The sequence below is a fragment of the Crocosphaera chwakensis CCY0110 genome (assembly GCF_000169335.1).
Classification (GTDB): domain Bacteria; phylum Cyanobacteriota; class Cyanobacteriia; order Cyanobacteriales; family Microcystaceae; genus Crocosphaera; species Crocosphaera chwakensis.
Map to the genome: position 1 here is coordinate 41602 of NZ_AAXW01000033.1, position 13428 is coordinate 55029.

General features: G+C 33.9%; 13 protein-coding genes. 6 read left to right on the forward strand and 7 right to left on the reverse strand.

Annotated elements, in window-relative coordinates:
• Positions 1 to 42: 42 nt before the first annotated feature.
• From CY0110_RS18035 to CY0110_RS18050, 4 genes are read left to right on the forward strand one after another with little or no spacing between them, the layout of a single operon-like run.
• On the forward strand, positions 43 to 2055 hold the full coding sequence (locus CY0110_RS18035; RefSeq protein ID WP_008276952.1) for a DEAD/DEAH box helicase family protein: 2013 nt from the start codon (positions 43 to 45) through the stop codon (positions 2053 to 2055).
• Positions 2045 to 2239, forward strand: coding sequence for a CxC ATPase DNA modification system associated small protein (locus CY0110_RS18040; protein WP_008276953.1), 195 nt, complete (start codon positions 2045 to 2047; stop codon positions 2237 to 2239). The genes CY0110_RS18035 and CY0110_RS18040 overlap by 11 nt, the downstream gene beginning before the upstream one ends.
• Complete coding sequence (locus CY0110_RS18045; protein WP_008276954.1) at positions 2229 to 3851, forward strand: AAA family ATPase; 1623 nt, start codon at positions 2229 to 2231, stop codon at positions 3849 to 3851. The genes CY0110_RS18040 and CY0110_RS18045 overlap by 11 nt, the downstream gene beginning before the upstream one ends.
• A 15-nt stretch (positions 3852 to 3866) precedes the next feature.
• Complete coding sequence (locus tag CY0110_RS18050; RefSeq protein ID WP_157464610.1) at positions 3867 to 4358, forward strand: hypothetical protein; 492 nt, start codon at positions 3867 to 3869, stop codon at positions 4356 to 4358.
• 9 nt (positions 4359 to 4367) lie between these two features.
• Here CY0110_RS18050 and CY0110_RS18055 read toward each other — a convergent pair whose 3' ends face one another.
• From CY0110_RS18055 to CY0110_RS18065, 3 genes are all read right to left on the reverse strand, one after another.
• Entirely contained in the window at positions 4368 to 4823 is a 456-nt protein-coding gene (locus CY0110_RS18055) for a DUF29 domain-containing protein (RefSeq protein WP_008276956.1), read from the reverse strand.
• 106 nt (positions 4824 to 4929) lie between these two features.
• Positions 4930 to 6999, reverse strand: a complete 2070-nt coding sequence (locus CY0110_RS18060; protein WP_008276957.1) for an FAD-dependent oxidoreductase — start codon at positions 6997 to 6999, stop codon at positions 4930 to 4932.
• Positions 7000 to 7309: 310 nt separating this feature from the next.
• On the reverse strand, positions 7310 to 7603 hold the full coding sequence (locus CY0110_RS18065; RefSeq protein WP_008276958.1) for a hypothetical protein: 294 nt from the start codon (positions 7601 to 7603) through the stop codon (positions 7310 to 7312).
• A gap of 451 nt (positions 7604 to 8054) precedes the next feature.
• Between CY0110_RS18065 and CY0110_RS18070 the strand changes: the two genes are divergently transcribed.
• A complete protein-coding gene (locus CY0110_RS18070) occupies positions 8055 to 9323 on the forward strand; it encodes a serine hydrolase (RefSeq protein ID WP_008276959.1) in 1269 nt (422 codons plus the stop codon).
• Here the strand turns inward: CY0110_RS18070 and CY0110_RS18075 are convergent.
• Positions 9320 to 9748 carry a YraN family protein gene (locus CY0110_RS18075; protein WP_008276960.1) on the reverse strand — a complete coding sequence of 143 codons (429 nt, stop codon included), beginning with the start codon at positions 9746 to 9748 and terminating at the stop codon, positions 9320 to 9322. The two genes, CY0110_RS18070 and CY0110_RS18075, sit on opposite strands and share 4 nt — an antisense overlap.
• Before the next feature lie 50 nt (positions 9749 to 9798).
• Here CY0110_RS18075 and CY0110_RS18080 point away from each other — a divergent pair, with 50 nt between their 5' ends.
• Positions 9799 to 10302, forward strand: coding sequence for a pentapeptide repeat-containing protein (locus CY0110_RS18080; protein WP_008276961.1), 504 nt, complete (start codon positions 9799 to 9801; stop codon positions 10300 to 10302).
• 33 nt (positions 10303 to 10335) lie between these two features.
• Here CY0110_RS18080 and CY0110_RS18085 read toward each other — a convergent pair whose 3' ends face one another.
• The 3 genes from CY0110_RS18085 to CY0110_RS18095 all read right to left on the reverse strand — a co-directional run.
• Complete coding sequence (locus CY0110_RS18085) at positions 10336 to 11295, reverse strand: sulfotransferase family protein (RefSeq protein WP_035799892.1); 960 nt, start codon at positions 11293 to 11295, stop codon at positions 10336 to 10338.
• 120 nt (positions 11296 to 11415) lie between these two features.
• Positions 11416 to 12816: an O-antigen ligase family protein gene (locus tag CY0110_RS18090; protein WP_008276963.1), complete on the reverse strand. Its 1401-nt coding sequence runs from the start codon at positions 12814 to 12816 to the stop codon at positions 11416 to 11418.
• A 51-nt stretch (positions 12817 to 12867) separates the two neighbouring features.
• On the reverse strand, positions 12868 to 13428 hold a 561-nt coding region (locus tag CY0110_RS18095), incomplete at its 5' end, for an NAD-dependent epimerase/dehydratase family protein (RefSeq protein ID WP_008276964.1).

The window sequence follows — 13428 nt, forward strand, 5'->3', positions numbered from 1 at the left end:
AGGAATTTTTGGGAATGCTAAAGAAAATTATAGTTGCATTCTATGTTCAATTCCTCAATCATAGATCATCAGTTTCCTTGGAATAAACAAGGGAAAGAGTTTATCCGAAATATTAATAGCCATTATCGCAGTGGTAAAGCTAATTTAGGTCAAGATTTTTTTACCCCTTGTCTTAAATATTGTTGTCAATATCGTCGTGCTGTAGGGTATTTTTCCAGCAGTGCTTTGTTAAGTTGGAATAATGCTATTGCTCATCTTATTTTAGACAATGTGACGGTTAAATTAATTATTTCTCCTGAGTTATCAGAGGAAGATAAAAAAACCTTGAAGATAGTGACTGATGAAAAGGAAAGAAAGAAACTCAGACAAATTATTGCTGATCAGATTGTACGAGATGCACTAAATAATGATGATTTTGAAATGAGACAAAAGTTATTAGCTTGGATGATAGCTAATGATAGATTAATCTTGAAATTTGCTTTTCCGCAACATTTAGAACAAGTAGGATTGTTTCATAAAAAAATTGGAATTTTTGACTTTCCTTGGGGAGATGCGATCGCTTTTACGGGTTCAGCTAATGAGTCTGTAAATGGTTATAATTTTAATTATGAATCTATTGATGTTTATCGGAGTTGGATAACGGCAGATCAAGAAAGAATTGACATTAAAATCGAGGAATTTGAGGAAGCTTGGTTAGGAAAAGCTACAGGTTTAAAAACCCTTTCTCTCTCTCAGCAAACCATTAAATTTATTAAAGATTATGCCCCTAATTATAATCCTCTATATTCTAACACCAATAAGTCACATCAGTTTAAAAAGATTTCACAAACTGTAGAAAAAGATCAGCGTTGGCAACACCAAGAAGAAGCGGTACAAAAATTCTTAAAAGTGCATCATGGTGTTTTAGAAATGGCCACAGGAACCGGTAAAACACGAACCAGTATTAAAATTTTAACCAAACTAGGTAATGAGAATAAAATTGATAGTATTATTATTAGTACAGATGGGAATGATTTGTTAGATCAATGGTCACAAGAAATGCTAGGTTGGGCAATTCAACGAGAAGAGAAGTTTCGGGTATTTAAACACTATAAAAATAATCACGAATTAGAAAAATTTATTAACAATCATCACAAAGCTGTTATCATTATTTCTCGTCAAAATCTTAGTAAACTATTAAATCAGATTGAAGATGATGAAAAACAAAGAATAATAATTATTCATGATGAAGTTCATGGTTTGGGCAGTCCAGAAAACTGTAAAAACTTGCAAGGTAAACATCAAAATTTTGGTTATCATTTAGGGTTGAGTGCGACACCAGAAAGAGAATATGATCAAGAAGGTACCGACTTTATTTTTGAAGAAATTGGAGAAGTATTTTTTCAATTTGGACTAAAAGAAGCTATTGAAAGGGGAATTCTTTGTGAGTTTAATTATATCCCTTTGAGGTATCAATTAACCGATGTGGATAAGGAGAGACGGGAGCAAGTTTATAAACAAAAAGCAGCTAGAGAAAAAGAAGGAAATCCCATGACAAAGGAAGAAGTATGGACTGCACTTTCTAAGGTTTATAAACTGGCTGAACAAAAACCAGAAATATTTGCTAATTATGGGGAAAGTCATCCTGAGATTCTCAGGTCAACCATTATTTTTGTTGAAGAAAAATGGTACGGAGATCAACTTTTAAAGACTATTCACAAATATACTCATCGTTATCGTACTTACTACTCAGGGGAAGATCCAACTTATCTTAAAGCATTTGCAAAAGGAGAGATTGATTGTTTAATTGCTTGTCATAGAATTTCTCAAGGAATTGATATTAAAAGCCTAAAAAATGTTATTCTATTTTCATCAGCAAGAGCGAAATTAGAAACTATACAAAGAATTGGTCGTTGTCTCCGCACTGATCCAAAAAATCCTGATAAAAAAGCAACAATTATTGATTTTGTTGTTGATGATGAGGAAACAAAAGATAGATTAAGTGCTGATGAAGAGCGTTATCTCTGGTTAACTGAATTATCACAAACTAGGAGGATAAATAGCGATGTCTATTGAACCTGAAATTAAAAAAGCAATTGAGGATTCTGTTGAAGAAATGAGTCAAGATGACTCAGTTTCTAGACAAATCATTTCTTGGCTGGAAGCTATCAATAAAAATACTTTATCTGATAGTGATAAAGCACAAAGACTAGAATTAATTTATGAGTCAATAAAAATAGAAAATTCTTATGAAGATTGAAATTATTAGTTGGGAATGTAAAGGGTTAAGATGTCCAGATATGGAAATCAATTTAATGTCTGGTGAAAACCCTGCCCATGTTGCTTTAATCCAAATGCCAAATGGTACAGGAAAAACCACAATTTTAAGCTTAATTCGTGCTGCTTTGACACGAGAATTAAGTAATTGGGATGCAGAAAAAATTAAAAGTTATCGTCGTCACGGAGATAATAATCCTCAAGGATCATTTACCTTGAACTTACAGATTGATAACGAATTTTTGACCTTTAAATTAATGTTTAATTTTGAAGAAGGAATCGTTGATAGTCTTCCCAGTTATTCTATAGAAGATTTAGAGTCAAAAATAAACTATTATTTAAGTCAAAATCAACATCTTCATGAAAAATTAGAACAAAAAGAAAAAGATTTAATTTATGCTAATGAAAAAGTAAAAACGGATGTTGCTGAGTTGATGGATAAAATAAGAAAACCTCAATTATTACATCTAAAATTTAGAGAGTCACTGATTGAATTAAAAGATAAATTTGATAAAGCTGAATTGCCTGAAAAAGCATCGCGTCAATTTTTTATTGATCTTTGTAATGAAAAAGATTGTATTTGCGGTCGGGAATTAAATGACGAAATAAGAGAAATAATTAAACAACGTGCTAATTTGTATCTCTCTAATGAAACTGCAGGATTTTTAAATAGTTTAAAGTCGGATATTAAGAGAGATTTATTATCAGATGATAATGGAACTGAGAAGAGTTTTAAAAACAGTGTTGATAATTTACAAGATATTAAGGACTATCAACAGTTGATTGATGATGAGATTGAGTATTTAAAACAAGAAATGATTAATAATGGTAATAACGAAGTTAAAGAATGGAAAGAAGAACTTGATAAGAAAACTAAAGAAAAAAATAGGATTGAGTCAGAATTAGAAGAAATTGAAAGAGAACCTAGTCATCGTGATGACCAAAAATATTACGAAAAAACTAATTGTTTAAAAGCATTAAAACAATGGTTGGAAGACGAAGAAATAAAACTTGCTGAAATTTCTAATACCATAGAAATGCGTCAGAAAAAAGAGATTTTACAAAAGATTCTCAAACTTGCGAAAACAAAAGCAAATAATAACCTAAGAGAATCTATCCGTAATAAATGTAATCAAAAATTAGAAAAAATATTGTACCGTGATCCCATTTCCATTAGTGATATTAACCACTCAATTACATTAAAAGGACAAAAAGCGGCAAGTATGGGACAAACTTTATCAGTAGGTTATATTTTTCTGACAACTTTATTATCAGAAGGACAACATCAATTTCCATTATTAGTAGATAGTCCAGCAAACTCTATTGATATTACTGTGAGACGAGAAATCGGTCAAATAATCCCTAGTTTATGTAAACAGTTTATTGCTTTTACTATTTCTTCGGAACGAGAAGGGTTTACGTATACCTTAGCTAATAATGCAGATAATATCAAGTTTTTGACTGTATTTCGTAAAACAGAAACCACTAAACAATTAGAACAAGCTTTACCGTCAAAAGGCGTAATTGATAATAAAAATTGTGTCATTATTGAAGGTAAAGAATATTTTAATAATTTCGATTTATTACACTATTAAAAAGAGGTAATTCCTATGGCTAAATCATTTAGAATGCGTCACGAGGCAAGGGAGTGGTTTTCTAAGATTAAAAAACCAACCAAGGATACTCCTCCTATCAATACTGACTTTGATTTATACTATCTATGTTTAATGATGGGATTAGCGTCAAAAAATAAGAGTACCCCTGATCCCAGTCATTCTGCTGATTTTGTTGATAGATTTGTGAAACAGCATGAACGTCAACAAAACTTAATTATTGGGTTATTAATACAAGCCGAGTTATCAGATAAAAGTTTAACTTTAGATGATAAAAATCAGGCTAAAAAAATTTTAAAAGACTTAATTGATCCTACTAATCGTTTTACAAGTTTAACTGATGACGGAATGGATAAAATGAATGCTTATGCAAGTGGAGGGTTTGACTATTTACAGTCTAAAATGCCTAAACCTTATTTTGCTGAAGATTTTTTAATTAGATATGTTGAAATTCTTAAAACAGAAATGGATAACAATCATAACTGGTAATCAATAAAATTAATTACCTGGTAATCTCGTCATTAAATCTTCAAAAGTATAAGGACATTGATCAGGTAAGTTAATCTTATATGATTTTAAGACCTTACGCTTTGCTCGCTCATATTCAGGTTCAAGATTGATTTTATTTAACAAAGTTTTAGTTAATCTTCTCTCAATTTCGTCTTGAAAATCGTCAATTTCATCTATCCAATGTCCCCGTGATAGAATCTCGTTAGTATAGTCTAGTTTTAATCTGTGTATTATAATTTGTTTTAGAAAGCTATGGACTGCATTAATTTGCTCTTTTCCCAAGTCTTCTATCTCCTCTTTTAAGTTATTCCAATCAAGAGCTTTTATATTATGATCATTTAATGCTTGAGCTTGTTTAATCGTCCACTTTATAAAATCTGTTTCATACAGGTTTGTCATGTTATTGTTTTCGTCAGTTTCTATCATGTTGTCGATGGAACTCATTAATTAAACTCCTATCTAACGTAAGATAATTTTAACAATATTTTCTAAGATTATATTGCGAAAGCTATGGTAGATCAGATAAGGTGGGCATTGCCCACCCTACAATTTAACGACGCAGACTAAACATTATGTCACGGGGAAATGTTGTGGGATTGCCATTACTTTCTAACCGTCGACGTAACTGTTGTAATTTAGCTTCTTGTTGGGGTAAATTATCCACTAATTGATAGGGTAAAATACTTTGTTCAAGAGAAAAACTAGCCAAAGTTCCGGCGGCAGCACCCACAGACCATTCAAACCCATGTACCCGATACGCAGCAGCAGCAATATGACTGGTAGCAATACTTTTCCCTGATACAATCAAATTATCCACTTTTTGCGGAATTAAAGCCCTTAAAGGAATTTGTGCCGGATAGGCCCCACCATGAGCAACGCGAACCCCTTGGCGTTCGCGGTTTCCGCGCGTTTCTGGGGGAGATAAAGCCATACAAGGATGAAAATCAATCATATAGTCAGCAACTCCCACCGAGTCAGGATAAACTGTCGCATGGGTGCGTCGGGTAATCATATAGGAAGGGCGATCGTTAGCAGTGACAAATTTTGATTCTAAATCCGCAATGGTTGACCAAACCAACTGATACATCGGACGGGGTAAGGAAGTCCGATAAAAATCATGCCAATAATCTTTGGTAGAAATATCGATCTCATTGATAGCAAACCCTTGAGGATGATCGTAAGAGGGTCTACCGATAATGCGTCTTCCTTCGCGAATATAAGGATATTTCGATAACCCGTGAGTGGTTCCCATAGGAGAATCTAACCCTTGCATGAAATTATGGTTAGGATGAGGCCGTTTAACCCCATAGCCTAAACGAGAATCAGTAGTACCTGCAACTAACCAATGGTAAAACCCCTCAGAGAGTTCTTCTCCTTTGCGTAAGGCTTCTGTACGTAGTCCCCCTTTCCAACCGTCGGGTTCGAGTTGTCCCGTTTGTTCGAGTTGTCTACGACTATAAACCAAGTTATCTTGAGAAGTTCCGGGACGATAATCATTCCCCCATACCCAGTTTTGCATGGAAATGTCTCCAGGGGTGGGTTCATGAACCTTCATCGGGCCGACTTTAACTAATTTCCCTTGTTCGTTACTCCAGATGCGTCGATAGGTAAATATTAAGTCAAAATAGGCCATTCTACGATCGCTGTCATAACCGTAGTAAGGTTCATACTGTTCGTAAAAAGAGGGTTTGGTCTGGGGTTGAGGGGTTGCGGTTCGTTGCATGGCGAAGGGATAGGTAAACCCTTGCACACAATAGGGATCGCCGTTTTCGGTGGGAGAAGAGGGGTTAAGATGACTACGGGGGTCCAGTCCTAAACGGTAGGGAACGTCTGCTAAAGCGACGATTTCACCAGTTTCTGTGGCTTCTATAACAAACCAGTCGCTAGGACTTCCTTTGTTAGATTTGGACTGAAAACGAATAATTTTCTTGTTAAACCGTTGAGAGTTTTCGTAACTATAAGCGTCTTCAATGGTTTTAGAAAGGGGGTCTTTGTTGAGGTGACCAGTTCCCGTTTTCGGGCTATGTTGAATAGCGATCGCACTTTTTATTAACTTTCCATCTTCACTTAATTCTACGTCTTTAATCACTGTAGAAGGAAACCATTTTAATGTACCTCTTCCCCATTGTTGGGCTTCTTTTAATTGTTGATACAATAACTGATGACCATGATAAGGAAGAAAACAACTTTCACTAACCCAACATTCTCCAGGGTTTTGTCGATTGTAGAGACGAGCAATATTAGTTCTTAATGTATTGTATCCTCTAGGGAAATGTTGTTGCGATCGCTGTTGTTTTCCTTCGTCTAACGCTGAGGTTCCTTGTGCTGAAATTTGTCCCCCAACCCAATCAGTAATTTCGGTTAAGCAAACGGTTTTTCCTGCTAATAAACCCTCATAGGCTGCAGCAGAACCGGCTAAACCAGCTCCCACGATTAACATATCGCAATTGATAGTTTCTTGAGGATTACGGGAATAAGCGACTAAAGGTAAGGTTGTTTCTAAGCTAATAATTCCCAAAAATAAACTTGTCAAAATTCGTTTTAATGGTTTGGTTTCATGGGTTCTTTTTTGTGACAATAATTTCCCAGAGTTCTCATGACGTTTCCTGAGTCTTCCCATAATTTTTATTGATTGTGTGAGTATAGCAAGCTGAATGATTAACTATTGTGAAGATAAATCGCTAATCATTTATCTTTTGTGTGTTTTGTTCTTTAAGTCTAGGGAAACTCTCAACAAATACTGCAATCTTTTAAGTCTTTTTTCAGATTGTTGAAAAATCATCTTATAAGTTAACAATTATCTTTGTCAAGTCAATAGTTTGTATCATTTTTTATCAATTTTAGTATTTCTTAATTGATTAATTGCAGTTGATTTTGTATGATCATTTTACTCTTGAATAAAATGTGTAGTTCATTAATTTATTGATATCTTAATTCGTTACTTTAAGAGAATTAGTATTAACTTTTTCTCGGTCTAAATAATCTTTCGTTTTGATAATAGCCTCTACTTTGCTAAGTCTAGATTCTAAATATTTCATTTTACCTTGGTAATTATTTGCAATAGAACATCTTTGATTTTTCTTTAATAAAAAATCAGACAGTATCTTCTCCATTGCTTTTGATTCGTTTAATCCTTCTGTATCATAATATTCACGAAAAGCTTTATAGACAGAATCACTTAAATAAGCTTGTACTCTATTTTCGGATTTGTTGCTAGTATCCATAAGACAATTGAACTATTAGGCATTATCATCTAAGTTATGTTTATGATTCCCCAAAAACACCAAGAATTAACACAATCTCTTATTTTTACTGCAATTTGAATATGTTGATATAGCAATAAGTCATCCTAATAATGAACAGTTAAACTTGAGTATTTCGCCAGCACTCTATCAACTTCTCGAAAAACTAGCCGAACACAACAATACAGATATCGCTAACGTCATCATAAACAGAATAGCATTCTTTGGTATTGCTGAAGAAGAAGCTTAAAAAAGGATATAAAATTGGAATTATTGACGGAAATCAAGTGATCAAAGAAATGGAGATTGATTTAAGCCAGTTTGGCTTAAAAATAAATTAAATCTAAATAACTTAGGATTAATGCAACTCTAGGAGGTTTTTTTCGTCTCAAGGGATAACTGAGATCAATGACACTATAGATAAGCTGAAATTATGGCGCGTCGAACTTCTTCTATTTCCTCTCCTCAACCCAAAAAAATAGCACGTCGTCGGGTTAATCATAATGAGAAACCAGTTAAACTTGTTTCAGGGACACGAAGAAATAGTAAAAATGAACTATCCACAGAAGCGAGAAAATCTCGTCCTAACCCTTCTAAACGTTCCCCTAACCTCTTAGTTCGACTTTTCTTGTATATTTTACGAATTGGTATTATGGGGGTTGGTATTGGTGCGATCGCAGGAACCACCCTCACCATTATTAATCCTCAAGATATCTTAGCAGCTTATTTTAAAGCCTCTCAATTAGTTAAACCGTCCCCAGAAGAAACCAAAGAAGAGAAACCCGAAAAAGTTACGCCGAAAAGTTCGGCAACCGTTCCCGTTAGTGAAGAATTAACCGCACTCAAAGAAAAAATACAAAAAATTGATGCCAAATATCCTAATGTTAAGCCACAAGCTTGGTTTATTGACCTAGATAATGGGGCTTATGTGACTTATAATGGCACACAACCTATTCCTGCTGCTAGTACCATTAAAATTCCTGTTTTAGTGGCTTTTTTCCAAGAAGTTGATAAAGGAAATATGCACCTTGATCAAATGTTAACTATGACTAAAGATGTCATGGTTAGTGGTTCAGGAGATATGCAATATATGCAGGAAAATAAGAAATTTCCAGCCATTGAAGTCGCAACAAAAATGATTATTATTAGTGATAATACCGCTACAGAAATGTTAGTTAAACAGATAGGTGGCAAAGAAGTTCTTAATCAACGCTTTAAAGAATGGGGCATGAAACATACTGAAATCCACAATATTTTACCCGATTTAGAAGGAACCAATAAAACAAGTTCAGAAGATTTAGCTAAACTTTTGGCAAGGATAGAAAGGGGTGATTTAATTAGTACGAGATCCCGCGATCGCTTGATTGCTATTATGGAAGGAACAAAAACTAGAACCTTACTCCCCCAAGGATTAGAAAAACAGGCTAATATTGCTCATAAAACAGGGGATATCGGCACAATTATCGGGGATGCTGGTATTATTGACATGCCCACAGGAAAGCGTTATATTGGAGCCGTTTTTGCTGAGAGAGCTTATAATGATCCAGCCGGACGTTCTCTCATTCAAGACATTTCCAGAACTGTCTATCAACATTTCAAATACTATCAACCTCGTCCTGTTCCTAAAACTGTCAAGAAACCCGTTGAAAGTCAACCTCAACCAGAAGAAAAATTAAGTAACAGCAACCCGACAGAAGGTTAAAAAGCAGCTTCAATATATTCTAATAAAGTTAGTTGATAACCTTGCCATTGTATGGGTTCTCCTATTTTAATGGTGATATTTCTATTGTTAGAAGCGCTTTGATAACAAGGTTGATGATTAACTAAAGCCACATCGAAACGACAAATAAAGTTAGAAAACTGGGGATATTCGCCTAGAAAATAATGAGCTGTTTGCCTTATTTTTTCTTGCTTTTTCGGAGTAACAGATAAAATTCCCTCTTGATCCCAGTTGTCACGTTTCCTTGTTTTGACTTCAACAAAAATGATAGTATTACTATTGTGATGTTGGGCAATAATATCAATTTCTCCCCCAGGCGATCGCCAACGCTCATGTAAAAGCTGCCAACCCTGAGAAATTAACCATTGAGCCACAAATTGTTCGCCAATTTTGCCAATATCAGTCATCAAATTACGATATAATAGGAAATGACTATAAGATTAGTTAAATTATCAATATGATTACAATAAAGAATAATAAAACTATCTTGACAGTTTGCATTATCTTACTATTATCTACTATTATTTATTTTTTTGAGCCTGTTGCTCCAGCCTGGAGTGTTAATTATGCTAAACAAAACTTAGTTGAGCGAGATTTTTCAGGTCAAGATTTGCGAGACTCCGATTTTGAACACGCTAATTTACGTGGTTGTAATTTTAGTCATGCTAATTTACAAGGGGTGAGATTTTTTGCCTCTAATTTAGAAGGAGCAAATTTTGAAGGAGCCGATTTAAGATATGCTGATTTAGAGTCTGCTAGATTAGTTCGTGTTAACTTTACCAATGCTATTTTAGAAGGAGCTTTTGCTACCAATACCTTATTTAATGGAGCAGTTATTGACGGGGCAGATTTTACCGATGTTTTACTGCGTCTTGATACTGAAAAGAAATTATGTGACATAGCAAAAGGAACTAATCCAGTTACTCGGAGAAATACTAAAGATACGTTATTTTGTCCTTGATAAAATTATCTCAGTCATTGATGAATTGCTCTCTTATTTAAGATACTGCATTTGAATATCAATAAGTTGTTTTTGGGTTTGTTTTTGCCAAGGTTTAATATTAAGTTTTCGAGCAACATAATCGGCTAACACTAAAGATAAACCATAACGATTAATCCGAAATTGTATCCGAAACCACCAATCTTGTAAATTTATTTGTTTTTCCATGAATGGAGTAACATCAAGGGGTGGTAAACCACTCAATTCATAACCCCTATCTTTCAATAAAGCCGATGCCCTTGACTCAACTAATCTAATCTCATAATCAGATAATTTATGTCGCCATTGTTTAATTAATTTTGGATCAGGTTTACTGTAGGTTGTGTCTCCAGCATAATTCAACATATTTTGGTCATATTCTAAAGTTAAAAAGTGACAAATTTTGGTTAAAGTAGTTACTGGATCGGTAATCAAATTTTCGTAAGTTATTTCTATATATCTATCGGTTGAGAGTTGAGATTTCAGTTGATCCCAGAGATATTCAGCTTCTAACCATCTATCTAACCCTTTCCAAACATTTCCAGACCATCCCATACCAATACACGAACGTGCAACATCCCTAGCATCCCTAATTAAATAGATAAAATTTGCATCTGGCCAAATCTTTAATAACCGATCAAAATGACGATGTACTGTCGCCCCAACTAATTCTTTGCGATAGTGATTCTTCCATTGCCATAAAAAACTATTAACCAGTTGAATATAGTCAAGCTCAGGATCAATAGTCAAAAAACTTACATCTTGAAATATCAAAAGAGTTTCTAACCATTCATAATATTGATTAAGATCAGGAAAATCACCGTTATCAGTGATTTTATCGACTACATATTCAAATTCTGATGACCAAGCAAGGCGAGGATGATGAGATAGCATTAATCTTAAAAGTGTTGTTCCAGAGCGTTCAGCACCTACTAGAAATGTTGGTTTTGATATTATGAATGGATTACTATTCATGGTGATTTATCCTTTTGAACATGATTAACAATCATTAATAAGGTTCCCTAGACTTTTTATAATATCCAATTCAGACTAATGAAAATCTATTGGTAATATTATCTACTGAGAATATTTACTTCACTGAGAGAGTTTTGTGGGAAGAGATGAGTGTAATTTTTTGGCTTGACTATCGAGTTTTTTGTGTTTTTTGGGAACTTGAATAACTAAACCTGTAATACCTCCACAAATCAAGGTGAAAATTGGATTAAACTGGGCATTAAGGGTATTATCTAACATATATAAAGTAATTACAACTACTAGAGAGGCAGTAGGTGCAACTTGAGGATGAAACCAGAACTTAGCAGGATACCGTTTTAAGGCAAAAATTGACACAGGAATAAAAAAAGCAGCATAAAGACTAATTAATCCTACTATTCCAGTCCTTCCGTAGGTTATAATCCAAAGACTATCGGTTACCGAAATATCAACTAACACTCCCTCCCAATTATAGTCATAAACACGACTTCTACCCCATCCTCCCCAACCAAAAATAGGTCTTTCTAAAGCCTTTTGTACTAACAGTTCTTCGTTCTCTAATCTAAATTCTAAAGATCCCGCTCGGTCTTCAGAAATATTGCTAGAAATTGCAGACAATACAGGTTCAGCATTTTGAGTGGTAAAGTTCCCTGTAGAAGCAAAACATAAATACAACGATACAGTGACGATGAGGATTAATAAAGGAAGACTATGACGAAACTTTTTGGCAACAAATAATATAAAGACACCATAAATGAGATACAAATAAGCCCCAGTTGATTTAATTAATATAAATGTTATAATTAAAGCACAAACTAACCAAGTTATAGGAATAGACCAGACTTTTTTAATAACTTTTGCTTGCCATAACCAAATTCCGATTACAGTTACAGCCATCATCCACATTCCTACCTCAAGGCCATGTATCATAAATACTGTTGGTCTAAAGCCACCGTAGCGTATCGTTTGAGCAAAACTATGAGCAAAATAACCGTAGACTATTCTGTGAAGTTGTGGACTCATCCTGATTTCATACAGACATAAAGGCATATAAATCAATCCACTAATAAATATACTTTTAGCTAGTTGATTTAAACCTGATAAACTATTTAGATAAATTCGTCCAAGAAAATAGGGTAAACCAAATTTCACAGTTTGGGCAAGGGTCGAAGATAGCCCATCATAAGCTCCTAAGCCATTAACAATAGATGAAAAAAACGGACAAATACACAAAATCAACATTGGCAAATCAAGCCAACTGAATTTAAAAGCCTGTATTCTTTTCCCATCAAAAACAAAAGCCAATAATAAAATACTATAACAAGTAGCTGATATTCTAGTGTAATCTGGAATACCAGTAAAAACAAAACCTGCCCTTTGTGGTAAAAATAACCACGCAACTAAAAAGCTTATTATAACTGCTTTTTTAGGAGAAAATTGTAGGAAGATAAATGTAACAATCGGCAGCCATAATAAAATAACGATTTGGGCTTGAGGACTCATAAAGTTTTTTAATTAATTTTTATTTGAGAGTTAATTTATCTATTTCTATGTTTAATAATGATAATAATTTCTATACCAATTAACAAATTTTTTTAACCCTGTTTCTAATAACGTGTTAGGTTGAAACCCAACATCTTTGATGAGATCGTCAACATCAGCATAAGTCATAGGGACATCTCCTGGTTGCATAGGAATAAACTCTTTAATAGCTTTTTTGCCGATACAGTCTTCTAACACTTCTATAAAGTGACCAAGTTCTACAGGTTGATTGTTACCAATATTATAGATTTTATAAGGAACTGATAAATTTTCAGACTGAGGAATATTATTCATCACACGAATAATACCCTCTACAATGTCATCAATATAGGTAAAATCTCGTTTCATTTTCCCATAATTAAATACCTTAATTGGTTTGTCTTCTAATATTGATTTTGTAAACAAAAAATATGCCATATCAGGACGACCCCAAGGGCCATAAACTGTAAAAAAACGTAATCCTGTTGTGGGAATGCCGTATAAATGACTATAAGTATGAGCCATTAACTCATTAGCTTTTTTGGTAGCAGCATATAAACTGACAGGATGATCAACATTATCATCAGTTGAAAA

Bases quoted from the DNA above. Each gene is read 5' to 3' on its own strand.
- CY0110_RS18075 (WP_008276960.1), bottom strand. From the start codon at position 9,748: ATGACTGATATTGGCAAAATTGGCGAACAATTTGTGGCTCAATGGTTA.
- CY0110_RS18090 (WP_008276963.1), bottom strand. From the start codon at position 12,816: ATGAGTCCTCAAGCCCAAATCGTTATTTTATTATGGCTGCCGATTGTT.
- CY0110_RS18035 (WP_008276952.1), top strand. From the start codon at position 43: ATGTTCAATTCCTCAATCATAGATCATCAGTTTCCTTGGAATAAACAA.
- CY0110_RS18080 (WP_008276961.1), top strand. From the start codon at position 9,799: ATGATTACAATAAAGAATAATAAAACTATCTTGACAGTTTGCATTATC.
- CY0110_RS18055 (WP_008276956.1), bottom strand. From the start codon at position 4,823: ATGAGTTCCATCGACAACATGATAGAAACTGACGAAAACAATAACATG.
- CY0110_RS18040 (WP_008276953.1), top strand. From the start codon at position 2,045: ATGTCTATTGAACCTGAAATTAAAAAAGCAATTGAGGATTCTGTTGAA.
- CY0110_RS18050 (WP_157464610.1), top strand. From the start codon at position 3,867: ATGGCTAAATCATTTAGAATGCGTCACGAGGCAAGGGAGTGGTTTTCT.
- CY0110_RS18085 (WP_035799892.1), bottom strand. From the start codon at position 11,295: ATGAATAGTAATCCATTCATAATATCAAAACCAACATTTCTAGTAGGT.
- CY0110_RS18060 (WP_008276957.1), bottom strand. From the start codon at position 6,999: ATGGGAAGACTCAGGAAACGTCATGAGAACTCTGGGAAATTATTGTCA.
- CY0110_RS18065 (WP_008276958.1), bottom strand. From the start codon at position 7,603: ATGGATACTAGCAACAAATCCGAAAATAGAGTACAAGCTTATTTAAGT.
- CY0110_RS18070 (WP_008276959.1), top strand. From the start codon at position 8,055: ATGGCGCGTCGAACTTCTTCTATTTCCTCTCCTCAACCCAAAAAAATA.
- CY0110_RS18045 (WP_008276954.1), top strand. From the start codon at position 2,229: ATGAAGATTGAAATTATTAGTTGGGAATGTAAAGGGTTAAGATGTCCA.